The organism is Streptomyces sp. NPDC001604, assembly GCF_042893475.1.
In the GTDB taxonomy this organism is placed as follows: Bacteria; Actinomycetota; Actinomycetes; order Streptomycetales; family Streptomycetaceae; genus Streptomyces.
The window spans coordinates 242,998-267,277 of sequence record NZ_JBIAUY010000003.1 but is presented as its reverse complement, the minus strand read 5'-3'; the positions used below and the strand labels follow the sequence as shown (position 1 = coordinate 267,277).

Annotated in this window: 22 protein-coding genes and 1 pseudogene; 10 read left to right on the top strand and 13 right to left on the bottom strand. The window is 71.4% G+C overall.

The genetic code is table 11. The features are described from left to right. Positions 1-309 precede the first annotated feature (309 nt). Both ACFY1E_RS10745 and ACFY1E_RS10740 read right to left on the bottom strand, forming a co-directional pair. Positions 310-1,044, bottom strand: coding sequence for a YqjF family protein (locus ACFY1E_RS10745; RefSeq protein WP_389073862.1), 735 nt, complete (start codon positions 1,042-1,044; stop codon positions 310-312). Between the two features lie 80 nt (positions 1,045-1,124). Next, a complete protein-coding gene (locus ACFY1E_RS10740; protein WP_389073860.1) occupies positions 1,125-2,180 on the bottom strand; it encodes a LacI family DNA-binding transcriptional regulator in 1,056 nt (351 codons plus the stop codon). 191 nt (positions 2,181-2,371) lie between these two features. Between ACFY1E_RS10740 and ACFY1E_RS10735 the strand changes: the two genes are divergently transcribed. Beyond that, complete coding sequence (locus ACFY1E_RS10735; protein WP_389073857.1) at positions 2,372-3,424, top strand: glycoside hydrolase family 5 protein; 1,053 nt, start codon at positions 2,372-2,374, stop codon at positions 3,422-3,424. A gap of 72 nt (positions 3,425-3,496) precedes the next feature. Here the strand turns inward: ACFY1E_RS10735 and ACFY1E_RS10730 are convergent, their stop codons facing one another. From ACFY1E_RS10730 to ACFY1E_RS10720, 3 genes are read right to left on the bottom strand one after another with little or no spacing between them, the layout of a single operon-like run. Continuing rightward, entirely contained in the window at positions 3,497-4,303 is an 807-nt protein-coding gene (locus ACFY1E_RS10730) for an SAM-dependent methyltransferase (protein WP_389073856.1), read from the bottom strand. Then, on the bottom strand, positions 4,300-4,590 hold the full coding sequence (locus ACFY1E_RS10725) for a DUF397 domain-containing protein (RefSeq protein ID WP_344398717.1): 291 nt from the start codon (positions 4,588-4,590) through the stop codon (positions 4,300-4,302). The genes ACFY1E_RS10730 and ACFY1E_RS10725 overlap by 4 nt, the downstream gene beginning before the upstream one ends. Further along, complete coding sequence (locus tag ACFY1E_RS10720) at positions 4,587-5,465, bottom strand: helix-turn-helix domain-containing protein (RefSeq protein ID WP_389074887.1); 879 nt, start codon at positions 5,463-5,465, stop codon at positions 4,587-4,589. Before ACFY1E_RS10720 ends, ACFY1E_RS10725 begins: the two co-directional genes overlap by 4 nt. A gap of 191 nt (positions 5,466-5,656) precedes the next feature. Here ACFY1E_RS10720 and ACFY1E_RS10715 point away from each other — a divergent pair, with 191 nt between their 5' ends. Beyond that, positions 5,657-6,097: an ATP-binding protein gene (locus ACFY1E_RS10715; RefSeq protein WP_389073853.1), complete on the top strand. Its 441-nt coding sequence runs from the start codon at positions 5,657-5,659 to the stop codon at positions 6,095-6,097. Between the two features lie 21 nt (positions 6,098-6,118). Here the strand turns inward: ACFY1E_RS10715 and ACFY1E_RS10710 are convergent, their stop codons facing one another. Further along, positions 6,119-7,558 (bottom strand): PP2C family protein-serine/threonine phosphatase, encoded by a 1,440-nt coding sequence (locus tag ACFY1E_RS10710; RefSeq protein ID WP_389073851.1) that lies wholly within the window; start codon positions 7,556-7,558, stop codon positions 6,119-6,121. A gap of 45 nt (positions 7,559-7,603) precedes the next feature. Here ACFY1E_RS10710 and ACFY1E_RS10705 point away from each other — a divergent pair, with 45 nt between their 5' ends. Next, entirely contained in the window at positions 7,604-8,416 is an 813-nt protein-coding gene (locus ACFY1E_RS10705; RefSeq protein WP_389073849.1) for an SAM-dependent methyltransferase, read from the top strand. A gap of 117 nt (positions 8,417-8,533) precedes the next feature. After that, positions 8,534-9,376: an SMP-30/gluconolactonase/LRE family protein gene (locus ACFY1E_RS10700; RefSeq protein ID WP_389073847.1), complete on the top strand. Its 843-nt coding sequence runs from the start codon at positions 8,534-8,536 to the stop codon at positions 9,374-9,376. 18 nt (positions 9,377-9,394) lie between these two features. Here ACFY1E_RS10700 and ACFY1E_RS10695 read toward each other — a convergent pair whose 3' ends face one another. Both ACFY1E_RS10695 and ACFY1E_RS10690 read right to left on the bottom strand, forming a co-directional pair. Next, entirely contained in the window at positions 9,395-10,567 is a 1,173-nt protein-coding gene (locus ACFY1E_RS10695) for an acyl-CoA dehydrogenase family protein (RefSeq protein WP_389073844.1), read from the bottom strand. 104 nt (positions 10,568-10,671) lie between these two features. Continuing rightward, complete coding sequence (locus tag ACFY1E_RS10690) at positions 10,672-11,850, bottom strand: CdaR family transcriptional regulator (protein ID WP_389073842.1); 1,179 nt, start codon at positions 11,848-11,850, stop codon at positions 10,672-10,674. A 204-nt stretch (positions 11,851-12,054) separates the two neighbouring features. Between ACFY1E_RS10690 and ACFY1E_RS10685 the strand changes: the two genes are divergently transcribed. The 6 genes and pseudogenes from ACFY1E_RS10685 (at position 12,055) to ACFY1E_RS10660 (ending at position 16,177) form a co-directional block, all read left to right on the top strand. Then, positions 12,055-12,987, top strand: a complete 933-nt coding sequence (locus ACFY1E_RS10685) for a substrate-binding periplasmic protein (RefSeq protein ID WP_389073840.1) — start codon at positions 12,055-12,057, stop codon at positions 12,985-12,987. A gap of 10 nt (positions 12,988-12,997) precedes the next feature. After that, a pseudogene (locus ACFY1E_RS10680) lies at positions 12,998-13,438 on the top strand (ABC transporter permease subunit); the annotation flags it as partial. A 122-nt stretch (positions 13,439-13,560) separates the two neighbouring features. Further along, complete coding sequence (locus ACFY1E_RS10675) at positions 13,561-13,743, top strand: hypothetical protein (protein WP_389073838.1); 183 nt, start codon at positions 13,561-13,563, stop codon at positions 13,741-13,743. Continuing rightward, positions 13,740-14,534, top strand: coding sequence for an amino acid ABC transporter ATP-binding protein (locus ACFY1E_RS10670; protein WP_389073836.1), 795 nt, complete (start codon positions 13,740-13,742; stop codon positions 14,532-14,534). Before ACFY1E_RS10675 ends, ACFY1E_RS10670 begins: the two co-directional genes overlap by 4 nt. Then, the gene (locus ACFY1E_RS10665) at positions 14,531-15,796 is read left to right on the top strand and encodes an NAD(P)/FAD-dependent oxidoreductase (RefSeq protein ID WP_389073833.1); all 1,266 of its coding nucleotides are present in this window, start codon (positions 14,531-14,533) and stop codon (positions 15,794-15,796) included. The genes ACFY1E_RS10670 and ACFY1E_RS10665 overlap by 4 nt, the downstream gene beginning before the upstream one ends. Before the next feature lie 60 nt (positions 15,797-15,856). Beyond that, entirely contained in the window at positions 15,857-16,177 is a 321-nt protein-coding gene (locus tag ACFY1E_RS10660) for a hypothetical protein (protein WP_389073831.1), read from the top strand. 57 nt (positions 16,178-16,234) lie between these two features. Here ACFY1E_RS10660 and ACFY1E_RS10655 read toward each other — a convergent pair whose 3' ends face one another. The 5 genes from ACFY1E_RS10655 to ACFY1E_RS10635 form a co-directional block, all read right to left on the bottom strand. Next, a complete protein-coding gene (locus ACFY1E_RS10655; protein WP_389073829.1) occupies positions 16,235-17,614 on the bottom strand; it encodes a Tat pathway signal sequence domain protein in 1,380 nt (459 codons plus the stop codon). Between the two features lie 112 nt (positions 17,615-17,726). Further along, the gene (locus tag ACFY1E_RS10650) at positions 17,727-18,452 is read right to left on the bottom strand and encodes a type 1 glutamine amidotransferase (RefSeq protein WP_389073826.1); all 726 of its coding nucleotides are present in this window, start codon (positions 18,450-18,452) and stop codon (positions 17,727-17,729) included. Positions 18,453-18,556: 104 nt separating this feature from the next. Next, a complete protein-coding gene (locus ACFY1E_RS10645; RefSeq protein WP_389073824.1) occupies positions 18,557-19,129 on the bottom strand; it encodes a MarR family winged helix-turn-helix transcriptional regulator in 573 nt (190 codons plus the stop codon). Positions 19,130-19,563: 434 nt separating this feature from the next. Continuing rightward, positions 19,564-21,192 (bottom strand): protease pro-enzyme activation domain-containing protein, encoded by a 1,629-nt coding sequence (locus ACFY1E_RS10640; RefSeq protein WP_389073821.1) that lies wholly within the window; start codon positions 21,190-21,192, stop codon positions 19,564-19,566. A gap of 140 nt (positions 21,193-21,332) precedes the next feature. Then, positions 21,333-24,263 (bottom strand): AAA family ATPase, encoded by a 2,931-nt coding sequence (locus tag ACFY1E_RS10635; RefSeq protein WP_389073819.1) that lies wholly within the window; start codon positions 24,261-24,263, stop codon positions 21,333-21,335. Positions 24,264-24,280 lie beyond the last annotated feature (17 nt).

Below are 24,280 nucleotides of genomic sequence, written 5' to 3'. Positions count from 1 at the left end.
TCTCCTGTTGCCGCACCCCGGCAAAGGTGGAGGCCATCGCCGGACCGACCAGCTGCAAGGCCAGGATCCGGGTGGAGGCGCGCCCAGGCCGGGCGGGACAGGCAACTGGGCGCGGCGGGCCCGACACCGCAGCCTGGATCTTCGTGACGCCGGTTCCCGGTCCTCCAAGCAGGACGGGCGGAGTGCACTGCGGTTCGGTCGCGCTCTGAAGGCACGCGGGGCTGCATCCGTAGAGGGCTCCCCCGCGCGGGCCAGCCACGATGGCGCCCAGTCGAGCGACGGCACGGGGCGGCACTTCCCGCGGAGCGCTCAGCGCGCGGCGGACGGTGTCCCGAACCGGACCGAGACGCCCGGCGAGTACAGCACGCTGACCGGCGCCTCAGCCATCCGCGGCAGACCGGCCGCCGTGATCAACTCGTCGTCCAGATCGAGAAGTTCGGCCCGGTGCAGCGGCCAGGGCGCATGCTCGTTGGGCAGGTGCATCGTGCGGCCGTGCCACGGGACGTGCATGCCCCAGCGGGCGGTGAGGAACAGCTCCAGGGGCGTGGGTTGCGCTATGGGCGCGCCGGGTCGCACCACGACCCGGCTTCGGGGGCCGCGGGCTGCGGACCGTCCGCGGCGGCAGGTGTAGGTGATCCTGTCGTTCTCGCGGTGCAGCCGCATCGCCGACCACACATAGGGCAGTCGCACGCCCAGCCGCCCCACCAGCACGGGCAGCAGCCGGGTCGCGTCCAGGGAGCGGAACACGACACCGCGGCGGCCCCGCTCGTCCACCGAGTACAGCCGTACGTTCGTCTCGCAGAAGGTCCCGAGATACGGCAGGCCGGGCCCCGGACCGAGGCCCACGCCGCGCATCAGGAACGGCACGAGGCCGACGTAGGTGACGCCGTCGAGCGTGTCGGGGCGGGTCCCGGAAGGCAGCAGCGGAGCCACCCGCTCCGGCTCCACCGGCCAGTGCAGGAAGGTCAGTTCGTGCCAGCCCTGCACCAGGGTCGGCCTGCGAACGGGCCGCGGGGTGGACGGGGTGACCGGTTCGATCTCCATGACCAGGCTTGTAGCACGCGGGCAGCGGCCCGGCCGCCCCAACGGGCCCGGGTTGGCCGGTGTTGTGCGCAACGGCACAGTCATCGATGCCGGTCCGGTGGGGGTGCGGTGCTGTGCCTGACGACCAGGGTGGTCGGGACGAGATCGGTGCCGGGCTTGGAGTCGCCGCGGGTGCGGATCTGCTGGAGGGCGTCCTGGACGCAGCGGCGGCCGACCTCCGCGAAGTCCTGGTGGACCGTGGTCAGCGGCGGCACGAAGAAGGCGGCGTCGGGGATGTCGTCGAAGCCGACGACGCTGATGTCCGCGGGCACCCGCAGACCGCGCTCGTGGAAGGCCCGCAGCAGCCCCAGCGCCATCTGGTCGTTGGAGGCGAACACGGCCGTGCAGTCCGGCTGTTCGGCGAGTGCGAGGCCGGCCGCGTAGCCGGACTCGGCCGACCAGTCGCCGTGCAGGGGCGGTGGCACCGGGCGTCCCGCCTCCTCCAGGACCGTGCGCCAGGCCTGGGTGCGGCGCTGCCCGGCGAAGGACGTCTCCGGTCCTGTCACGTGCCAGACGGTGCGGTGGCCCAGGTCGAGCAGGTGGCTGACGGCCTTGCGGGTGCCGTCGGCCTGGTCGGTGTCGACCACGCTGTAGCGGTCACCGGCGTCGGAGTCCACCACGACGACGTGCACGCCGGGCGGCAGCTGCACCGTGCCCGTGTCCAGCAGATGGATCTCCATGATGACGATGACGGCGTCGACGGCCAGCTCTCCCATGCGCGTGAACGCGCCCAGCACGTTGTCCTGGGTGGGGACGTCGATGGGGATCAGGGTGATCGCATAGCCCTCGGCCGCGGCATGGGTGGCGATGGCCTCCACGGTGCGGCTGTTGCCCGTCGAGGAGAGGCTGAAGAGGATCACGCCGATGGTGTTGAACTGGCCGTAACGCAGGGCGCGCGCCGCGCTGTTGGGCCGGTAGCCCAGATCCCGCATGGCCGAGAGCACCTGCTCACGGGTCGAACTGATCACCCCGGGATAGCCGTTGGAGACCCGTGAGACCGTCTGGGAGGACACGCCCGCGAGCTTGGCGACATCCGCCATGGAGACCCGTTGCTTGCGGCGTCCGCCCGGGACGCCGGTGCTGCCCCGTTCCACCACTGGTGCCTCCCTCGGGTGCCCGACCTGTTGCGCGACGCACCGGATGTTACGCGTGAGGAGCCTTGACGGCCGCTGGGGCGGATGCCACGATTCCGGCGCCGCCGAGTTTACGTAAACATCCGTTGCGACGACAGCGCATGTTTACGTAAACATGCGGGCGCCGAGCCGCCACCTCCCGAAAGGCCACGTCGATGCGCAAGACCCCCACCCACCGCCTCGCTCCCCGGCTGCGTGCCGCCTGCGCGGCGGTCGCGATCGCCGCGGTCAGCGGCGCGACCCTCACCGGCAGCCCCGCATCCGCCGCGCCGAAGACGGACACCACCCAGTTCAAGGGCGTCAACTGGGCCGACCCGCGCGACAACTACGCCGACGACCCCGTCGTCCTGTCCGGTCTGTCGCTCTCCGACACCTACGCCCAGACCTACACCAAGGCGAGCCGGGTCATCTCCGCCTTCCGCGCCAACCTCGGTGCCAACACCGTCCGGCTGCCCATCAACCCGTACACCGTCAACGGCTCCTACTGGAAGTCGTACCGCGGTGTGATCGACGCGGCGACGGACAAGGGCTTCAAGGTGATCCTGTCGTACTGGGAGGGCACGGGCGCCCAGAAGGACGGCTTCATCGACGACGAGGCCACCTACTGGCCGATGTGGAACACCGTCGTCAAGGCCTACAAGGGCAACTCGAAGGTCTACTTCGAGCCGATGAACGAGCCGCACGGCTACACCGACACCCAGTGGGCCGACATCGCCGCCAAGTGGCTGTCGACATACGGGTCCGTCCCGCGGGGCCGCGTCTTCGTCAGCGGTGCCGGCTACAACGACCACGTCACCTCGGTCTGCGCCGACCCGCGGCTGAAGGGCACCTATCTGTCCCTGCACCACTACGGCTTCTGGAAGTCGTACGCCACCTACGACCAGTGGACCGCCGACCTCAAGGAGCGCATCGGCGACTGCGCGAACCGTACGGTCATCGACGAGTTCGGCGCCCCGATGACCACCGGCCTGAACTACGACAAGCCGGCGCCCGACGACAACTACGTCAACTTCATCCAGGCCGAGACGGACACCGCCCGCGAGCTGAAGATGGGCTCCGTGTACTGGCCGGGCCTGCGCACCGACGACATCTACTCGATACAGAAGCTCGTCGGCGACGCCTCCCGCCCCTGGCTGGAAACCACCAACCAGTCCGGCGCCGACCGTCTCGCCTGGGCCTGGGGACGCGGCCGGCCCGTCCAGCCCTGACCCCCGCACCAGCCGCCGGACGGTCCCGGAGCCACTGGGCCCGGGGCCGTCCGGCACCCTACGACGTCCCTGCTACGGCTTGATGCCCACCCCGGTCCAGAGGCTGACCTCGGCGTCCGTGGCGTCGGGCTCGCCGTCCGGGCGCCAGCGGTGGCCGACGGCGACTCCGGGGTCGAGCAGATCCAGTCCGCTGAAGAACTTGGCGACATCGTCCTTCGAGCGGAACTGCACCGGCGTGCCCGCATTGGTGTAGATGTCGGTGACCTTCTGCCAGGTCGCCGGGTCGAAGTCGGGAGTGCAGTGGCTCAGGGCCAGTGCGCTGCCCGAGGGCAGGACGGCCAGCAGACGGTCCACGATGCCGTACGGGTCCTGCGTGTCCGTCACGAAGTGCATCAGGGCGTTGAGTGACAGGGCCACCGGCTGGTCAAGGTCCAGGACCTCGGCCAGGGCGGGGGAGTCCAGCAGCGAGGCCGGGTCGTTGACGTCCGCCTCGATGTACGTGGTGCGGCCCTGGGCCGTGCTGCGCATCAGGCGCTCGGCGTACTTGAGGACGAGCGGGTCGTTGTCCGCGTAGACCACTCTGGCCTCGGGGACCACGGACTGGGCCACCTGGTGCAGGTTCGGCTCGGTGGGGATGCCGGTGCCGATGTCCAGCCACTGGCGGATGCCGTGCTCCTGGGCGAGCACGCGGGTGGCGCGGTGCATGAACGCCCGGTTCTCACGGGCGCACACGAAGATCGCCGGATAGACCGAGGCGACGGTCTCCGCGGCCTGCTTGTCGACCTCGAAGTGGTCCTTGCCGCCGAGGTAGTAGTCGTACATCCGGGCGGAGTGGGGCCTGCTGGTGTCGATGTCCCGCGCGGCGGGCGAGTTGGTCATGCTGTCCCTTTCGGTGGGCGTGGGGGGTACAGGGCCGTCAGATGATCGGCGAGACCTCGTTTGACTCCCGCGACGAACGCGGTGATCTCCTCCGGGGTGTAGATCAGTGCGGGGCCTGCGGGGTCGGTCGACTGCCGCAGGGCCACCCGGCCGTCGGCGAGCTGTTTCGTCTGCACGCACTGGCCCCCGTTGGGGCCGCTCCACGGAGACTCCCAGCCCTGTTCACCGAGGTCCGAGGCCGGCATGCCGTTGTAGACGCCGCGGACAGCGCCGTCGGCGCTGGTCATGAGTACTCCTTTCGCATGCGGTTCAGGAGCGCCCTGCTGTCCGTGTCGGAGGTCAGCAGGGACATGCGGTTGTGCGCCTCGAGATGGGCCGCGACGTCCGAGCGCTGGTCCAGGTACATGGCGCCGGAGAGGATCTCGCTGTAGACGATGTCGGGCAGCTCGGGCTCCTTGAACCGGAAGTAGGTGAAGGGGGCGCACGCTCCGACGTGGGCGCCCGCGGAGAACGGCACGACGTCGACGCTGACGTGGTCCAGCTCCGAAACCTCCAGGAGCCGGTCGATCTGCTCCCGCATCACCTCGGGGCCGCCCACCACCCGGTGCAGCACCGTCTCCTCGAGTACCACCCACAGCGTGGGCGCATCGGGTCTCTCCAGCAGACTCTGCCGGCGCAGCCGCAGATCCACCCGCCGCTCCAGCTCCTCCTCGCTGCCGCCCGGGAAGCCGCCGCGCAGCACCTCGCGCGCGTAGTCGTGGGTCTGCAGCAGCCCCGTCACATAGTGCGGCTCGTAGGTGCGCAGCGTCGTCGCCCCGGACTCCAGGCTCACATAGCCGCTGAACCAGCTCGGCAGCACATCGCGGTACACATGCCACCAGCCGGGCTCGTTGGCCCGCTCGGCGAGGGCGACGAACTCGTCGATCTCCTGCCGGTCGGCCCCGTACGTCTCCAGCAGCTTGTCCACGTACAGGGGCTTCAGGCCGACCTCCGCCTTCTCCAGGCGGCGGATGGTCAAGGAGGTCACCCGCAGGGCCCTGGCCGCGTCGTCCAGCGTCAGACCCGCATCCTGGCGCCGTTCCTGCAGCCGCCGGCCCAGGATCATGCGGAGAACGGTAGGTGCGCTGGGGTTGTTGCCCGCGCCCGACCGACCTTCGTTCACCACGCCCTACCTCCTGAGTCGCCGTCACCGCGACGCTGCCGAAAGCGACTTGACGATGCGGACGGACAGATACCGGCTCCATGAAATTATCAGGCAGCTGGTTGCAGCTTGAACTGCCCTGTGAGCATAGTTACTTGCGTGAATCGCTTCGACGGTCACTGCGCGCCCCGCTCCCCACGGAAGGCAACTGCGTGTCCCCCCACACGACTTCCTCGCCGCAGCTGTTAGACGCCCCGAACCAGGAGCGCACCCACTGGCTCGAACTGCCGCCGCACCGCTCCAGCATCAAGGTCGCCCGGCGTTCCATCGGCGCGCGGCTGAGCGCCTGGCGCCTGCCGGGCGACCTGTGCGCGGACGCGGTCCTGCTCGTGTCCGAACTGGCCACCAACGCCGTACGGCACACGCTCAGCGCCCGGATCCTGTGCGGCATCGGGCTCATCACCGAGCAGTGTCTGCGCCTCGAGGTCCACGACCACGACCGCACGGACCGCGCTCTGCCCCGGTGCGAGCCGTGCCCCGACGACGAGAGCGGCCGCGGACTGCTCATCGTGGAGGCGGTCGCGGACAGCTGGGGCGTCGACCGGTCCAGACTCACCGGCGGCAACGCCGTGTGGGCGCACCTGACGGCCTGAGAGTCTGCCGGGGAAGGGCGTTCAGCCCTGCTGGGGGGTCAGCTCGGCGAGCAGCAGGGTGCGGTCGTCGGCGGCCGCCGCGGAAGGGGTGCTCAGCAGCCGTCGGCACAGGGACTGCAGCGGGTCCTGCTCGCCGGCGGCCGCGGACTCGACGGCCGCCGCATCCACGGCGCGTGCGAGGCGGACGATCTCCTGGTCGATGTCGGCGTCCCGGGACTCCACCAGACCGTCGCTGTAGAGCACGAGCAGAGCGGGCTCGTCCACGGTCAGTACGGTCGCCTCGTAGCTGCCCGTGCCCAGGCCCAGGGGCAGGCCCGGTCCGGTCAGCGCGACCGGCGCGGTCCGGCCGTCGGGGCCGCGCAGCAGCGGGGGCGGGTGGCCGGCCCCCACCAGGGTGCAGGTGTGCCGCCGCGGATCCCACTCGGCGTACATGCAGGTCGCGAACGAGGCTCCCGGGGTGTCGCAGGCGAGTGCGTCGAGGCGCCGTAGGAGATCGGCCGGCGGGATGTCGAGGGTGGCCAGGGTGCGGACGGCGGTGCGCAGCTGGATCATCGCGACGGCCGACTCCGGGCCGTGCCCCATGGCGTCCCCGACGACCAGACTGACCCGGTCACCCGGCCGTCTCAGCACGTCGAACCAGTCACCGCCGATGATGTTGCCCTGCCCGGCGGGCAGACAGCCGTGCGCGATGCGGCAGCCCTCGACCTCCTGTGCCGTGCCGGGCAGCAGGCTGTTGCGGATCGCCAGGGCGGTACGGCGCTCGCGCTCGTAGCGGCGCGCGTTGTCCAGGGCCGTGGCGGCCCGTGCGGCCAGCGCCTCCGCGGCCACGACGTCCGCGGGCCGGAAGGGGGCCCGGTCCGGGCCGCGCGAGCAGGCCACGAACCCGACGGCGGTGCCCCGCAGCTGCAGCGGGACGACGACGAAGGACGACACGTGCAGCAGATCGTCGATCCGCGCGTCGCCGCCGCCGGAGGCCATCAGCCGCTGGGAGGTGTGCGGGTCGATCGTGTCGAGCAACTGCGCGTGCCCGGCGGCGAGCGCACGGGCATACGGCGTCTCGCGCGGAAAGACGATCACCTCGCCGACCGGGAGCACGCCCTCCCAGTCCTCCACCGCGTCCGTGCCGATGCGCAGCGCCAGACGGCGCGCCTCTATCTGGGGCGGGTCCGCGACGGCGTACGCGTTCTCGTCGCGCAGCCAGCGCTCCAGCAGATAGATCGAGGCCGCGTCGCAGAAGCCGGGGGTCAGCGCGTGCACGACATGGCTGCCGGTCAGCCCCAGGTCGAGTTCCGATCCGATGGCGTCGGCGGCGGGGGAGAAGGCCGACCGGCGGGGCGAGGGCAGTGCGACGGGGGGTATGTCGGTACGGCTGCGCGGTTCGTTCCGCAGGGGTCGTGCCTTTCCGGGTGTGGGGCTCCGGGCGCACGGCGATGAGGGTGGCTCGCCGTGTGTCGTCGGCAACTATATGATGTCGCGTCAAGGCCACTGGTCCAAAAGGGAGTTGCAGTGCCCGAGAGTGAAGGTTTCCCGCCGGGGACCGATCCGGACAGGGCGAGCGTCGCCCGTGTGTACGACGCCTTGCTGGGCGGGGAGCACCACTTCGCGATCGATCGGGAGGCGGTGGCGGCCATCACGGCCATCGAGCCCCAGGCGCGCACCCTGGCCCGGGCCAACCGCGCCTTCCTCGGCCGGGCCGTGCGCTTCCTGGTCGAGTCCGGGGTACGGCAGTTCCTCGACCTCGGCTCGGGCATTCCCACCCAGGGCAACGTCCATGAGGTGGCGCAGGCGGTCAGCCCGGGAGCCCGGGTGGTCTACGTCGACAACGACCCGGTGGCCGTGGCGCACAGCACGTTGCTGCTGGCCGACAACCCGGACGTGGACATCGTCGACGCCGACATCCGGCGGCCGGCCGACATCCTGGCCTCGCCGCAGGTACGCAAGCTGATCGACTTCGAGCAGCCGGTCGCCGTACTCATGAATGCGATCCTGCACTTCGTCACAGCGGAGGAGGACCCCGCCGGCCTTGTGGCCGCCTTCAGGGACGCCCTGCCTGAGGGCAGCTACCTGGCGATGTCGCACGGCACGAACCAGGACCGCCCGGACAAGGCCGCGGCGGTGGGCCAGCTGTACCGGTCCAGGGCCACCTCGCCGGTCGTCACCCGCTCCCACGACGAGATCCTCGAACTCTTCACCGGCTTCGACCTCGTGGAACCGGGCCTGGTCTACCTTCCCCTGTGGCGCCCGGACACCGACGACCGGATCCCGGACAAGCCGTGGGAGTACTGGGTGTATGCAGGCGTCGGCCGCAAGAGCGCGTAGCCGGGCCTGCGACATGCATGTGCCAGTCGTCGCGCACTGTCGATTCGGCGGGCCCTCGTTCGTGTAGAGGGTGAGAGGCCGGCACCGGGCCGGCCCGAGCGCAGGGCTGTGAGAACGATGACCCACGTATCCACGCTGCTCACCGGCCGGGGCCTGGTCGAATCACCCCGCTGGCACGACGACCGGCTGTACTTCTCCGACTGGACCGCCGGCGAGGTCCTCGCCGTCGACCGGGACGGCCGCACCGAGGTCGTCGCAAAGGTGCCGTCGCTGCCGCTGTGCACCGCCTGGCTTCCCGACGGCCGACTGCTGATCGTCTCGTCCGCGGAAGGCCGGCTGCTGCGCCGCGAGCCCGACGGGAGCCTCGTCGAGTACGCGGATCTCGGCATCCCGGGCTGGAACGACATCGTGGCGGACGGCCGCGGCAACACCTACGTCAACCGCGCCCACTTCGACCCGATGGCGGGAGAGGACGTCAAACCCGGTTCCGTCCACCTGGCAGCGCCCGACGGCTCGGTGCGTGAGGTGGCCGACGACATCGCCTTTCCCAATGGCATGGCGGTGACGGCCGACGACACCATCCTGATCGTCGCCGACTCCTACCGCCGCCGGCTGCTCGCCTTCGACATCGAGGCCGACGGCGCCCTGTCGCACCGGCGTATCTGGGCCGACCTGGGCCAGGGCGTCCCGGACGGTATCTGCATCGACGCGGAGAACGCCGTCTGGTACGCGGACGTGCCCAACCGGCGGTGCGTACGGGTCGCGGAAGGCGGCACCGTCCTGCAGACCGTGCCCCTTGACCGCGGAGCCTTCGCCTGCGTGCTCGGCGGACCCGACCGCCGCACGCTGTTCATCACCGCGGCACGATGGCAGGGCATGACCGAGACCGAGATGGTGGCCCCCGGAACCGGCCAGGTGCTCGCGGTGCCGGTCGCGGTGCCGGGAGCAGGACAGCCCTAGCAGCGTGCCGCCTCTGCCTCACAGGAACGGCGTGCCCGCATCGAGTCCCGACAGGACCCGTCCGTAGATCTCCAGATTGGTCGCGGGATTGACGAAGGAGTGCAGGTTCAGGGCCTGTACATCGCGCACCACCCGCTGGATGGGCACCTCCCGGTGCAGCGAGGACGCCCCGGAGGCGGAGGCGATCAGATCGACGGCCTCCTTGCACAGCCGCGCCACATAACCGCTCTGGCCGCGGATCCTCGCCCGCTCCTCCTGACTGTACGGTTCGCCGGCCTCGATACGGGCGACGAAGTCGCTGGTCAGCAGCTCGGCGCAGGAGATCTTCAGCGCCGCCTCGGCCGCCTGGAGGTGGGTGACCGTCGCCTCGTTCTGCCGCTGGTGGAACGTATAGGTGATGCCCCGCTCATGGATCCGCCCGGTGAACCCCTCCAGAGCAGCCCGCGCCAGGCCGAGTGCGTTCGGGGCCGTCCAGGCGCAGAACATCAGCAGGACGGGCATCCGGTAGAAGGGGTCGTCGGCGTTGGACTTGGAGGGGAACTCGCCGTTGAGGAGGGGCCCGACGGGCAGCACCCGGTGCGCCGGCACGAACACGTCACGGGCGACCACGCTGTTGCTGCCACTGCCCGCAAGACCGGAGACATGCCAGTCGTCCAGGATCTCCAACTCGGCCATGGGCACGGCGGTCCACAGCACCTCGGGCGGCCCCTCACCGGATTCCACGCGAACCGTCAGCAGATGCCAGTCGGCGTGCCGGCAGCCGGTCGCGAACCCCGAGGTGCCGTTGACGACATAGCCGTCGGTTCTGGCGACCGCGGTGGCGTCCGGGACGAGAGTGCCGCCGACCCGTACATCTGGACCGGTGAAGATCTCGTCCTGCGCCTCGTCGGGGAAGAGCGCCGCGATGAACGCGCAGCCGGCCTGGATCAGTGCCGTGAAGCCGGTCGAGCCGCACGCGGCGGCGATCTCGGTCAGTGTGTCGACCTGGGTGCGCAGCCGGGTCTGGTAACCGCCGTACCGCCGGGGCACGTTCATCCGGTGGATCCCCGCGTCCGTCAGCGCCGCGACGACCTCGCCCGGCACGCTCCTCTCCTGCTCGGTTCGGAGTGCATGCTCGCGGACGAACGGAGCGATCGCGCGTGCGCGTTCGACGATGCCGGCGTCGGAACGTGGTGCTGACGACGGAGCCATGGACGACCTCCGGGCACTCCGGGCACGACGGAGCCCTCACCGTGACGCGGATCGCGTGCACTGTCAACGGCGCCTGCAGCGACCGGAGTTGAACCGAAGGCGCGTCAGCCACTGCCCATCTGGTCGGCCAGGCAGGCGAGGTAGAGGGCCATCGTGGTGCGGTGTTCGCGCAGCGGCCGGCCGGTGATCTGCTCGATCTTGTTCATGCGGTAGACGACGGTGTTGCGGTGGATGTGCAGGGCCGCGGAGGCCCGTACGAGGTTGAATCCGCTCTCGCACCACGCGGTGATCGTGTCGCGGAGCGCCGGCCAGTCCGGCTGGGCGCGCAGCTCCGCGGTGGTGAGGTCGACCAGGCGGTTGCGGGTGGACTGGTTCACCGCGGCCAGGACCTGGTGGACCCGCAGATCGGCGATCAGCTGGACGGGGGAGTCCCCCGTCGAACGCCCGCCCAGGCGCAGCGCGTCGCAGGCGTCCTGGTACGAGTCGTGCAGACCGCCCACCGAGGAGGCGGGCTCGCCGATGCCGACCCGGGCGGTGAGACCGTCCTGTGCGGCGATGACGTCGACGACCCGTCGGCAGTCGGCGACCAACTCCGTTTGGCGCCGGGCCGGAACACGGTGCAGGACACCGATCCGCCCGGGCGCCGTCCCGGCGACGATGTCCTGCGGGTCGGCGAAGACCTCGCGGACGGTGCGCAGCAGTTCTGTGCGGACCAGTGCCACATCCTGGGTGGGCCCGCCGCCCCGGCGTCGTGCGGCCCCCTCGGGCACGGTCACCTCGACGGCCACCGCCACCCGCTGCAGCCGCAGGTCGAAGCCGAGTTCGGCGGCACGGAAGACGAGGAAGTCGCCCTCGACGACCTGGGGATCGTAGGAGGCGATGTCGGCGAGCAGCTTCTCCGCCGCCCGCTCCGAGAGCAGACGGGAGCGCAGCATCACGGACTCCCTCAGCAGGATCTCCGTCTGGCGCTTCACCAGCAGTCCGAAGCGGCGGACCTGGGCGGGGGTGCCGGTGATCCCGACGGTCCCCACCGCCTGGCCGCCCGCGACCAGCGGCAGGGTGACGCCGGGGCGTACCCCGCGCAGCTGCTGGGCCTGTGAGGCGCTGTGCGTGGCCGGTTCCTGGGTACGGAGGACCTCGACCGACGCCTCGTGGAAGGACCCCACACGGCTGCTGTCACCGCTGCCGATGACCATGCCCTCCGCATCGGTGATCAGCACGTTGAAACCGATGACGGCGGAGGTGTCCCCGGCGATCTCCTGGGCGAGTGACGGGCTCAGCACGACGGTTCCTCCCGTGGGGGAGAGCGGGCCGGGGTTGGACGCACCGTACAGGGCAGCGCCTGATTCCGGCCACAAGTTCATACGAAGCGAACGGTGACGCACCAGACGGTGGATCTCTAGCGTATGGGCCCAATCAAGCTCCCGCCGAGGGCACGACGCGGTGAACGGCGGGCCCCTCAGTGCCGATACGGAAGGCCCACGCCGATGATCCGTGTGCGCTCGCTCGCCGTCACCCTGACCACACTGCTGATGATCTCCACGGTCGCCGCCTGCGGTTCGGGCGGCGACGACGCCCCGAAGAACGTGTCCGCGAAGACCGCAGCCCTCGGCACGCTCACGCCCGGCGTCATCAAGGTCGCCGTCCAGCCGTACGCGCCCTACACCACCGTCCAGGGCGGGAAGATCGTCGGCCTGGACGGCGACATCCTCTCTTACGTGGCCAAGAAGCTCGGCCTGCAGGTCGAGCCGCAGGTCACGGACTTCGCCGGCATGCTCGCCGGAGTGCAGTCCCGGCGCGTGGACATCACCATCGGCGGGGTCGCCTGGTCCGCCGAACGGCAGAAGCAGGGCCTGTTCACCGACCCGCCGTACTACTCGCCCCCGGCGATGGCAGTCCGCAGCGGAAAGACCTACAAGACCGTCGACGACCTCAAGGGCCTCAACCTCGGCACCGTCGAGGGCTACGTCTGGGTGAAGTCCATCCAGTCCGTGCCCGGCGCCAAGCTGCACGCCTACCCGGACGCCACCGGCGTCTTCGACGACCTCGGCGCGGGCCGCGTCGACGTCGGCTTCCTCGACCCGCTGATCATCATCGCGGCGCAGAAACAACGCCCGGAACTGAAGATCAAGACGGAGTACCTGACACCGCCGACTGCCGCCGAGGTCAAGGCCAAGCCCGCCTACGCGTACTTCCAGCCGTACCAGACCGGCTTCTACCTCCCCAAGAAGGCCACCAGGCTGGAGAAGGCGGTCTCCGCACAGATCGACGCCATGTACACCAACGGCGAGATGGCCGAGCTCGTGAAGAAGTACGGCGGCGACCCGGAGCAGTTCCTCAAGCCGGCCGCCGACGTCGCCACCGCGCGCCGCGGCGTGGACCGGCCGGGCAACTGGACGCCGCCGTCCATAGGACAGTGAGGGAGCGAACATGTCCGGCCTCTTCCAAGTCCCCTGGTCCGACTACCGGTCCGACCTCCTCGACGCCCTCTGGCGCACCGTCTCCTACACACTGGTCGGCTTCGCCGGCGCGGTCCTCCTCGGCCTGGCGGTGGCGCTGCTCCGGCTGAACCGGGCCTGGCCCGCGCGGGCCCTCGCCGCCGTCTACACCGAGGTGTTCAAGAACGTCCCGCTGCTGGCCATCATCTTCCTGACCTACTTCGGCCTGGCCTCGGCCGGGATCCGGCTGGACGTGTTCACCGCCGGCTGCCTCAGCCTGATCGTCTTCTACGCCGCCTACCTGTCCGAGATCTTCCGTGCCGCGATCAGCGGCGTGCACGCCGGACAGACCGAGGCGGGCGAGGCACTCGGACTGGGGAAGGCGGGCATCTTCGCGCACGTCGTCCTGCCGCAGGCCGTCCGGCAGGCCCTGCCCGGCACCAACACCATGCTGGTCGACCTGCTCAAGTCCACCTCGCTGCTGGTCACCGTGTCCGCCGCCGAGCTGATGTCGAGGGCCGGCTCATCACCTCGGCCACGTTCCGTGCCCTGGAGGTGTACCTGGTCATCTCGGCCATCTACTTCGCCCTGTGCTACCCGCTCTCCCAGCTCCTCCTGCTGCTGGAGCGCAAGGTACGCGCCGGTGTCCCCCTGTCCCCCCGGCGACGGCGCCGGGTGCGCGCCGCCCGTGCGCTGCTCGCCGCCGCGGCAGCCGACCCGAAAGAGGCGGCCGTATGACCGAGCCCGTCACCACGGCGAAGAACCCGCCGACGGCCCCCACCGAGGCGGTCGTACGGATCCAGGGCCTGAGCAAGTCCTTCGACGGCCGCCTGGTGCTCGACCACGTGGACCTGGAGGTCGACCGCGGCCGCATCGTCAGCGTCATCGGGCAGAGCGGCGGCGGCAAGACCACCCTCATGCGCTGCGTCAACCTCCTCGAACGCCCCGACCAGGGAACGGTGGAGGTGGCCGGCGAGGTGGTGCACAGCGGCGGCCGTACGGTCTGCCGCGACCTGCCCCGGCTGCGCCGCACCGTCGGCATGGTCTTCCAGCGCTTCAACCTCTTCCCCCATCTCACCGCCGTCGAGAACGTCGTCCTGGCGCAGCGCCGGGCCGGCGTCCCGGAGCAGCAGGCGCTGGAGCGGGCCGTCGCGCTGCTGCGCCGGGTCGGCGTGGCGCACCGCGGCCTCGCCCAGCCGGACCAGCTCTCCGGGGGAGAACAGCAACGCGTCGCCATCGCCCGGGCGCTGGCGCTGCGGCCCGAGGTGCTGCTCTTCGACGAGCCCACCTCCTCCCTCGACCCGGAGGCCACCCGTGAAGTGCTCGGCGTGATGCGTGAACTGGCCGCGGACGGCATGACGATGCTGCTGGTCACCCACGAACTGCCGTTCGCCCGTGAGGTGTCCGACCACGTGGTCTTCGTCGACGGCGGCCGCATCGTGGAGGAGGGCGCGCCGCAGGACGTCCTCGACCGCCCCGCCCGGGCCCGCACCCGGGAGTTCCTCGCCTCCTACGAGTCGGCGTCATGACCGCGCCCGTGGTGGTCCTCGGTGGCGGCGTCGTCGGGCTGTGCACCGCGTACTACCTCGCCGAGGCAGGCCTCGCGGTGGAGGTCGTCGAACGGCGCGGCCTGGGCTCGGGAGTGTCCCGGGGCAATGCGGGCTGGGTCTGCCTCAGCCACTCGACGCCGGTCCCGGCCCCGGGCGTCGTACGGTACGCACTGCGCTCCCTGGGCCGGCCGGACTCGCCCCTGTACCTGCGACCGCTGCCCGACCCGGCGTTCGTGCGCTGGTTGTGGCGGTTCTGGCGCAGCAGCACCCCGGCCGCCTTCCGGCGCGGCTACGCGGCGATCGCCGAGCTGAACCGCACCACCTTCGACCTCTTCGACGGCCTGCGCGACGCCGGAGTCGACACCACCCTGACCCGCCCCGGCATGGTCCACGCCTTCCTCACCCCGGCCGAGGCCCGCCATCACCTCGCCGTACAACGGCAGATGGCCGACGGCCGCTACCCCCTGCCCGACGACGTCGTCACCGGGGACGGGGCCCGGCTGCTCGACGGCGCGCTGTCGCCCGGGGTGCGCGCGGCGTATCTCGTGGAGGGAGAGGGTGTGGTCGACCCGGAGGCTTTCGCCCTCGGGCTCGGACAGGCGCTGGCAGCGGCCGGGGTGAAGGTCCACGAGGCCGCGGAGGCGGTGGGGTTCCGCACGGCCGGCGGCCGAGTCGCCGCGGTGCGCACAGACTTGGGCGAGATACCGTGCCGGGCCGTCGTCATCGCGGCCGGCATGCGTTCCTCCGGCCTCCTGGGCGCGCTGGGACACCCACTGCCCCTGCAGGCGGGCAAGGGCTACAGCTTCTCCGTGGACCTGGACCCCGCCCCCCGGCACACGCTGTACTTCGGCGAACGCCGGGCCGTCGCCTCACCGATCGGCGGCACGACACGGATCGGCGGCACGATGGAGCTGAGCGGCAACAACAACCGCCTCGACTGGCGTCGCGTCGTCGCCGTCGCCCTCGCGAGCCGGCACTACCTCGGCCGCTGGTTCGACGACCCGGACGACCTGGTCGGCCTGATCCGCGACCCCTGGGTCGGCGGCCGACCCTTCCTCCCGGACGGCCTTCCGGTCATCGACCGGGTCCCCGGCCACGACAACGCCTTCGTGGCCACCGGACACGGCATGCTCGGCGTCACCCTGGGCCCGGTCACCGGGCGCCGACTCACCGAGTACGTCCGCACCGGCCGGCGCCCCGAAGCCCTGGAACCGTTCCGCTTCGACCGGCTGCGCCACTGATGCCGGCGTGATTCAGTGGGCTGGGTACCGGTATCGCTGCAGGACCCCGGAGGAGCGGTTATGACGCCGGCCGAAGAGCGCTTCGACGACCTGGTGAGCGAGCTGCTGGGCCTCCCCGGGGTCACTCCTCCCGGCGGCTCCGGCTTCGGTCGGAGCGCGCTGCGGGTGCACAACAAGATCTTCGCGATGCTGGTCCGCGGGCAGTTGGTGGTGAAGCTGCCCAAGGAGCGGGTGGACGCGCTGGTGGACGCGGAGGAGGGGGACAACTTCGACGCCAACAAGGGCACGCCGATGAACGAGTGGTTCGCTCTCTCTCCGGACTCCGCCCTGGACTGGTCCCCCCTTGCGCGGGAGGCCTTGGCGTTCGTCGGCGGGCACTAGAGGGGCCCTGTGCGGGGGAGGCCGCCGACGCAGCGGCCGGGCACCTCCGGGAGCGGCTCAGTGTCCCCGCAGCGGATTGGCGCGGGCCGCCGCGAGCAGATACCAGGCCGTGGCGCCGAGGTGTCGGTACGGGTAGTAGCCGAAGCCGAAACCGGTGTCCAAGGGGCTGCTGGCCGACACCACGCCCGACCGTTCGGGCAGCGCCTTGTTCCCCACCGTCTGGCCCGCGCCGAGCTGGTCCTGGGCTCGCTCGATGGAGGCGATGAGGCGCGCGGCACGCCGTTCGTCGCCACTCGCGCAGCGCTCCCGCAGGGCGAGGGCGAGGTGGGCGGTGCCCTCGAACCACACGCCGTTGCGGTCGGGCTTGGGCTGGGAGGCTGCGATGGGCGAGCTCTCGTCCGCGACGAGGGACGCCGAACTGAAGGTGACACCTTCGTACGACTGCCCGGCGGGGACCGTGCTGCCCGGCCGGTCGGCGGTGTCCAGCACCGCGAGGTGGTCTGCCGCCCAGTCCACCGACCGGGCACGGCGGCGGTCGTGGAGGGACAGATAGCTCCAGGTCTGGGTGTCCTCGGGCACCGGGGAGGTGTTGACGGTGACGCCGTCGTTGGTCCCGGTGTGGAAGAAACCGCCGGACTCGTTCCACATCTTGTCGAGGAACGCCTGCGCGCGGGCCCGCCGTTCCAGCCAGACGCTGTCTCCGGTGAGTCGGGCGAGACGTGTGAAGAGGCAGGTCAGGTCGATGTTGTGCTCGGTGGAGGTGAAGGGAAGCCTCTGATCGGCGCCGTCGACGCCGAACTTGTAGCCGCCCAGCGGCTCGTCGGTGCGGCCGTGGGCCTCCACCCACTCGCCGATCCGCACGGCACCCGTCAGGAACCGTGCCGCCCCCGTGCGGGCGGCCAGCGTGGCCAGCGCGATGCCCGCCCAGGCCATGTCCCCGACCGCCGTACCGGTGAAGCCGAACTGGGTGCCGACGTTCACGGTGCCGTCCGCGCGCACGAAGCCGTCCGGCTGCGGTGAACCGTCGTAGAAGACGTACGGCCCCACGTTGTACGCCTGCCGGAGCCTGCCGTCCGTGTGCTGCGGGTCGTGGGTCTGTGCGTAGAGCAGTGCGTCCCCGAGGGCGATGGCTCTGGCGCGCGAACCGGGGCCGGAGTGGGCGAGGAGCGCCAGGATCGCGAGTGCGTTGTCGTATGTGAACGCCGTGCTGAAGAGGCCGGCCTGATCGCTGTAGCTCTGGGCCAGGCGGATGCTGCCGTGGTCCGGGTAGCCGTCCATGGCCGCTTCGAGAAAGGCGTGGCCACGCGTCCGGGCATCTCCCGACTCCGCAGCGGGAGTTGAGCCGGCGGCCGCGCGAGCCGTGCCACTGCCGAACACCGCGAGGGCGGCAGCGGCGCTCCCCGCCCCGATGATCGTCCGACGGGCGATCTCGGCCATGGCTGCTCTCCTCGGGGTCGGTGACGCTGCTGGGTCCGAGAGATCAGCTCTTTGAGAGCGCTCTCAAGTGGCCACATTCTGCTGGTGCGGGCAGTGGTGGTCAAGGGAGCTCTCAGGTCGTCCCGTGTCGGTCCGTGGCGACCGCCACCCGGTCGAGGAACCCGTCGACCAGGTTGCGGGCGTTCGCCCGGGCGACCGGTTCCAAGTCGCTGCTCCGGGCGAGGAGTTGGCCGGGGTCGACGCCATGCCGCAGTGCCTCCTGTTCACCGCCGGTCGCCAGCCAGCCGCGCAGCATCCACATGGTGATCTCCGGATGGAACTGCACCCCGAGGCTCCGCCCGACCCGGAACGCCTGCACACCCACCTCGTTCCGCGCCAACTCCCCGGCACCCGGCGGCAGTACGCACCGGTCGAAGTGCCACTGCATCCAGGGGCCCCGGCCCACGAGTGAGGGGTCGTGCGTGTCGATCTCGGTCCAGCCGATCTCGGGACGCGGCGACGGTTCGACCGAGCCGCCGAGGGCCGTGGTCAGCGCCTGGGCGCCGAAGCAGACGCCGAGCACCGGTATGCCGAGGTGGTGGGCCTTGCGGAGCAGTGCGAGCTCCCCGCCGATCCAGCTGCCTATGGCCGTCTCGTCGTACACCGACCAGGGCGCGCCGAGCGAGACGAGGAGATCCCAGTCGGCGGCGTCGGGGAAGTCGAAGGTGACATCCGGGGTGTGGTGACGGTGCTCGGGCACGACGGTCACGACCTCTAGATCGTAACCGCGCTCGACGAGGCGGGCACCGACCAGCCCCGGTTCCGTCGTGTGGTCGTGCTGGACGACGAGTGCGCGCACGGGTGTGACTCCTTGGTTCTCGGCGGACCTCTTCCGGCATGTCGTTTGGGATCAAATAATAGCGGGTGCGTGTCGCGCCCGACAGTGATCACGGTGGCCGAAACTCAGCCCTTCGCCCGTCGGCCACTCCGCCGGGGTGCGGGCTCGGCGCCGTTGAGGAGGGTCTGGCGGCGCTCCTCGCCGTTCTGCTCCACCTGCATCACCACGCGCCGCAGGCCCTCCGCCAGGGTCCGGCACTCCTCGTCCGTCAACTGGCCGGTGACGAAGGCCTCCTCCTCGTTGAAGGCCGGGAACAGCCGCTGCATCAGCTGCTCGCCCTCGTCGGTGAGGCTGAGCAGCACCAGCCGGCCGTCCGTCGGGTGGCCGGCCCGCCTGACCAGTCCGCGCGACTCCAGGGTGCGCGACACCCCGGTCAGCGTCCCCTTGGAGATGCCCGCCTCCTCGGCCACGTGCCGGGTCTCCGACTCGCCCCACACCCAGACGACCCACAGCACGACGAACGCCGTCCAGGTCAGGTCGGAGCCGCGCAGCACCGAGTTCTCCACGTGCTGGCGCACGGCGGAGGCGGCCCGGTAGATGTTGGCCACGGCGGCCATCTGGTCCCGTCGTATCGGGATGCCGCCGAGTTTCGCCGCGGCGAGCTTCTCGGCTTCGGTGATGGATCGCTGGCCGGGCACGGGCGCTCCCTCGTACTTCATTGACCGTTCGGACTCAAATTGTACGGGTAGGTGTTCGCGGACGATGCGCCCGTCGAACACCCGTCAGGTCCACCGCCGACCGTGTACATGTACGCCCGCAGGGCCTCGGCCAGGCCCACACACTGGTCGGGGCCGCGAACGGGATCTTCTCCGTCTCGGTGGCCCGGCGCAGGGGTGGGCTCGCGGCGGAACAAGGTGCCATGGACGACCTGGAGTCCAGACGGGCCAGTGGCCGGCCCAGGCACTGGCTGTACGACGGTCCTGGCGATCCCCGGCCTGGGCGGCGTCCTCGTACTGGAACAGGTGCTGGACGTCCTCAACGCGGCCTGACCGGGCCCCCTGGTGCATACCGCAGCGCGGGCCGGGAGTGGTCCCGGCCCGCGCTTCATCGATCCTTCGTCAGCCGCCCGTCGTCAGCCGAGCAGCTTGCTCGCCAGGGTCGCGGCGTTGTACGACCCCCATCCGGTGGTGAAGTCCCAGCCGGTGGCTGCGGAGTAGGCGCCGTTGCTGCCGCTGGTGATGTCGTGGAAGCCGGTGCCGCTCGCCGAGTAGAGGGCCGGGTTGGCGAAGCCGAGGTTGGCCTTGCCGGCCGCCGCGGCCTGCTGGTTGTAGAGGGCCGCGAACGCCGCCCACTCGGGCGCCGCGGCGCTGGTGCCGCCGACCGAGGACCACGAGCCCTGCGAGTAGATCGAGACACCCGGGCTGGGGTTGGCGTGCGCCGAGACGTCCGGGACCTGGCGGAAGCCGCCGCCGGCGCTCTTCTGGACCGCGGTCTGCCAGCTGGGGATCTTGAAGACGGAGGACTTGCCGCCGCCACCGCCGGACCAGGCGACCTCCTTGCTGAAGGTGTTGGACGAGGTGACGGTCAGCTTGGTGCCGCCGACGCCGGTGACATACGGGTCGCTGGCCGGGTAGTCGACGGAGGTGCCGCCGTCGCCCGCGTCGTCGGAGCCGTCGTCGCCGGAGGCCGCGTAGAAGCCGAGTCCCTGGGCGGCGCCCGCCTTGAAGACGGCGTCGACCGCGTTGATGCCCGAGGTGGTGCGGGCGCTCTCGGCGGCGCCCCAGCTGATCGAGGTGGTGGGGATGCCGCTGTCGACGATGGCCTGGTAGGTGTCGACCTCGCCGGCGTCGGAGTTGGGGCCCTCGAAGACGGTGACGTTGGCCTTGGGGGCGATCGCGTGCAGGACCTCGATGTCCAGTTCGACCTCGACCTGGCCGTCGCCGAGCGCGCCGGAGCCGCCGTCGACCTTCTGCACGGTCGGGTTGGGCGAGCCCAGGCTGTAGTTGGTGTCGTACTTGGTGATGTTGGACTGCTGGAAGCCGTCGAACTCGATCAGTGCGATCTTCTGGCCGCTGCCGGTGTACGTGCCCGAGACGTTGTAGCCGCCCTTGAGCTGGGCCGGGGTGTAGCCGCCGCCGGGGCCGTTGTGCGGGGTGACGGTGGAGGGCGCCTGGTGGTGCAGGCTGAGGCGGTTGTTGAGGCCGGCCACGTCACTGACGAGGGAGGCAATGGAGGCCGGCAGCGTCGGCGCGGTGTCGTTGGCGTAGAACGAGCGCCCCGAGGCCGTGTCCTTCCAGGTCGACAGCTTGGTGCCGAAGGCCTTCTCCAGCTGGGCGGCGGTGCCGCTGGCGTCGACCAGCAGATTGCCCGAGTGGACCTTGCCGACGGTGAGGCCCTGCGCGCGCAGATAGTCCTTGAGCTGCCGGACCTCGGCGGCGGTCCGGCCGAAGCGCGCCGCGAACTGGCCCTTCGTCAGATAGTGGCCGTAGGAGCTCGACCGCGGATCGCTGACCTTGGCGACGAAGGTGTCGAGCGCCTTGTTATTTCTCGGGGTCAGGCTGATGGCCACCGATATCCGCTTCCCGGCGGTGACATGTCCGGTGCGGGTCGCGTTCTTGTTGAGGCCCTTGAGGACGTCTCCGGTGACGGCCGCGCGCGTGGTGTGCGGCTGGGCGGTGCCGGCGGCGTAGGCGGCGGGTACGGCGGCGGCGAGCAGCGCCGGAACGGTGACCAGGCCGAGCAGTTTCAGGCGTGACTTCACTGAAGTCCTCCGGAGGTGGGGGGTGATGTCCCGGAAGTCGGAACGGCTTCAACGTAGGAACATCCGCCCCACCCGCATAAGCGGGGGAACCCTTGCTTCACGTGTTAACAACTGATGTCACGTGAACGCCGGATGTCACGTCAGCGGCGGCCGTCCAGCGCACGGGCCGCCCGGACCCGTGCGGGCTGACTCGACGTCACCGCCTGTACGGCGGGCCCGACCTGGTCGTCGTCGGAGTTCACGGCCGCCGCGCCGGACGCGATGACGGCTACCGCCATCGCATGGGCGAGCGCGGTGCGCGAGCGGACACCGACCTTGCGGTAGACCCGCGACAGGGCGCCTTCCACCGTCTTGACGCTGATGAACAGCTCCGCGGCGACTTCGCGGTTGGTGGCTCCGCCGCCGACGAGTTCGGCGATCCTTGCCTCCGTGGGGGTGAGTTCGGGTCCGGCCGCGCCCGCCTCGCCGCTGCGGTCCCCGGCGTCCAGCCGTGCCAGCTCGTCCCCGGCCCGCGCCGCGAGCGGAGCGGCGCCGATCCGTGTCGCGGTCTCCAGCGCCTCACCGAGGGCGGCCCGTGCCGCGGTCCTGCGGCGGGCACGGCGCTCGACCGCGCCGAGTGCGATCAGGGTGCGCACCAGCTCCATGGGCAGTGGGAGTTGACGCAGCCGGTCCACCGCGCCACGCAGCCGCAGCGCCCCCTCCTTCGCCCGGCCGAGCCCCGCCTCCCGCAGCCCCTCCGCCCGTTCCAGAGCCGCCAGTACGCTGCCGGGCGTATCGCCGGACACCCGGGTGCGGGCCTCGCGGAGCACCGCCCCGGCGCTGTCCGTCTCGCCCAGGATCACCAGGGCTTCGGCCAGGTCGCCGTACCAGTGCAGCAATGGCGGATCGGCGGCGCCCATCGCCTCGCCCAGTTCCCTGACGCGGTGCAGTGCCTCGGCCGCGCTGGCCGCCCCCCGAGGGTCGCCGGCGAGCAGCTCGACCTGTCCCAGCACCGCAAGCGCGCGCAGCAGGAACAGCCGGTCACCGTCCGCCTCCGAGGCCCTGACCGCCTGTTCGGCCAGGCGCCGGGCCTCGTCGGCGGTGCCGCCCGCGGTCGCCGCGAGCGCCGCCGCATACAGGGCGGGAGCCGCCTGTACGCCCGTTTCGGCCAGGCCGCGTGAGCAGCGGGCCGCGGTGCGCAGCGCCTCCCGGCAGTGCCCGGCCCGCACCTGGATACGGGTGAGCGCCACCAAGGTCGCCATGACCTCCTCGACCCCGGCGAACTCACCGATGTCCGCGAGGAGTTCGGCGACCTGCTGTCCGGCTTCGGTGACCCGGTCGGAGTCCAGGGCGAGGATCGCCCTCATCCGGATCAGCCCCCAGCTCTCGGGGCCGGCGTCGGCGCCGCCGACCAGGGTGAGTGCCTCCTCGAGCGCGGCACCGGCGGCGGCCGGTTCCCCGGCCAGGGACTCCACCCGGGCGAGGGTGGCGAGGGCGCCGATGCGGGTGTCGGTGTCGCCTGCCCGGGCCGCCTGCCGGGCAGCGCGCCGGGCATGCCGGGCCGCCTCCGCCAACTCCCCGCAGAGCAGGCCGCGTACGGCCGCCCAGTGGTGCAGCCATCCCTCGGCCTCCGGGTCGCCGTCGGCGTCCCGCAGGCCTTCCTCGATCAGGTCGCGGGCGCCTCCCAGCGCCTGCCCGGCGTTGCGCAGCAGGATCAGCCGGGCCTGCACCCGCTGCCGTGCCGAGCCGGACCCGGCGAGCACGGTCTCGGCCGCCTGCCCCGCCTCCTCCAACTGCCCGGCGTCACATGCGTAGTCGGCCGCGGCCAGCAGCCGGTCGGCGCGGTCCGCGGGGCGGTCGCCGGGAGTGCGCAGGGCGGCGAGCCCGGCCAGTTCGAAGGCGGCATCGGGTGCACCGTCGCGGCGCGCCGACTCGGCCGCGGACATCAGCCTGCGCGCGGTGTCCTCGTCCTCGTACGGGTGCGCGAGAGCGAGGTGGCGGGCCTGCTCCACGGGCTCGGTGACCGCATGGGCCAGCAGGGCGTGCGCCTGCCTGCGGCTGTGCTCCGGGGCGTCGGCACAGACGGCGGCCCGGAGCAGCGGATGGCTGAAATGCACGGTTCCGTCGGCGTCGACCGCCGCCACACCGAGCCGTTCGGCCTCCGCGAGGTCCGCGGCCGGGTCGTCGAGCCCGGCGGCCCGCAGCACCGTGAGGCTGGGGTGGGTGGCCGTGCAGGCGACGAGGAGAGTGTGCCGCACGGTCTGCGGCAGCGTTCGCACCTGGTCCAGCAGCACGGCGCGCAGCCTCCGGGGCACGGGCAGCGCCCGCCCGAAGCCGACGGAAGCCGCGTCGCGCGGGGCCGCCCGGCCCAACTCCGCTGCGTACGACGGGTTTCCGGCAGCGGTGTCCTGGACCGCCCGCAGCACCCCCGGCGGCAGATCGGCACCGATCGCCGTGCGCACGAGGTGGGCCACCTCGGCATCCGTCATGGGCGGCACCGGCAGTTCGACGGTGCCCGGCGGGCAGCAGCGCAGCCGTTCGGGCTGCTCCCCGTCGGCCACCCGCTCGGCGGCCACCACCCGGACGGCGAGGCCTTCGAGGCGCCGTACGGCGAAGGCGAGCACCTCGGCGCTCGGTTCGTCCAGCCACTGGAGGTCGTCGACGACCAAGAGCACGGGGCCGGTGGCGGCAAGGGTGCGCAGCACGTCGACGACGGCGACGCGCACCGCGAGACGGGCCTGGTCGTCGGCGGGTTCCGGGCCGCGCAGCAGGACCGACTGCAGCGCCGTCCGGGGCTGGGGTGCCAGGGCCTCCAGGCAGTGCTCCGGCACCCGCGCGAACAGGTCGATCAGGCCGACGAAGGGCAGCCGGGTGTCCTCCTGGGCGGGCGAGCAGTACAACACCGTGGATGACTTGTCCTGCGCGGCCAGGGACGCCGCCAGGGCGGTCAGGAGCGTGGACCTGCCGATGCCCGCGGGGCCGTGGAGGAGTACTCCGGGGCGGGCCGTCAACTCGGCCAGGGCGGTGTCGAGCAGCGCGCGGCGCCCGCTCAATGACGGTACCCGCGGTGAGCGCAGCAGGTCCCAGGGCATTGCAGCATGTGGACATG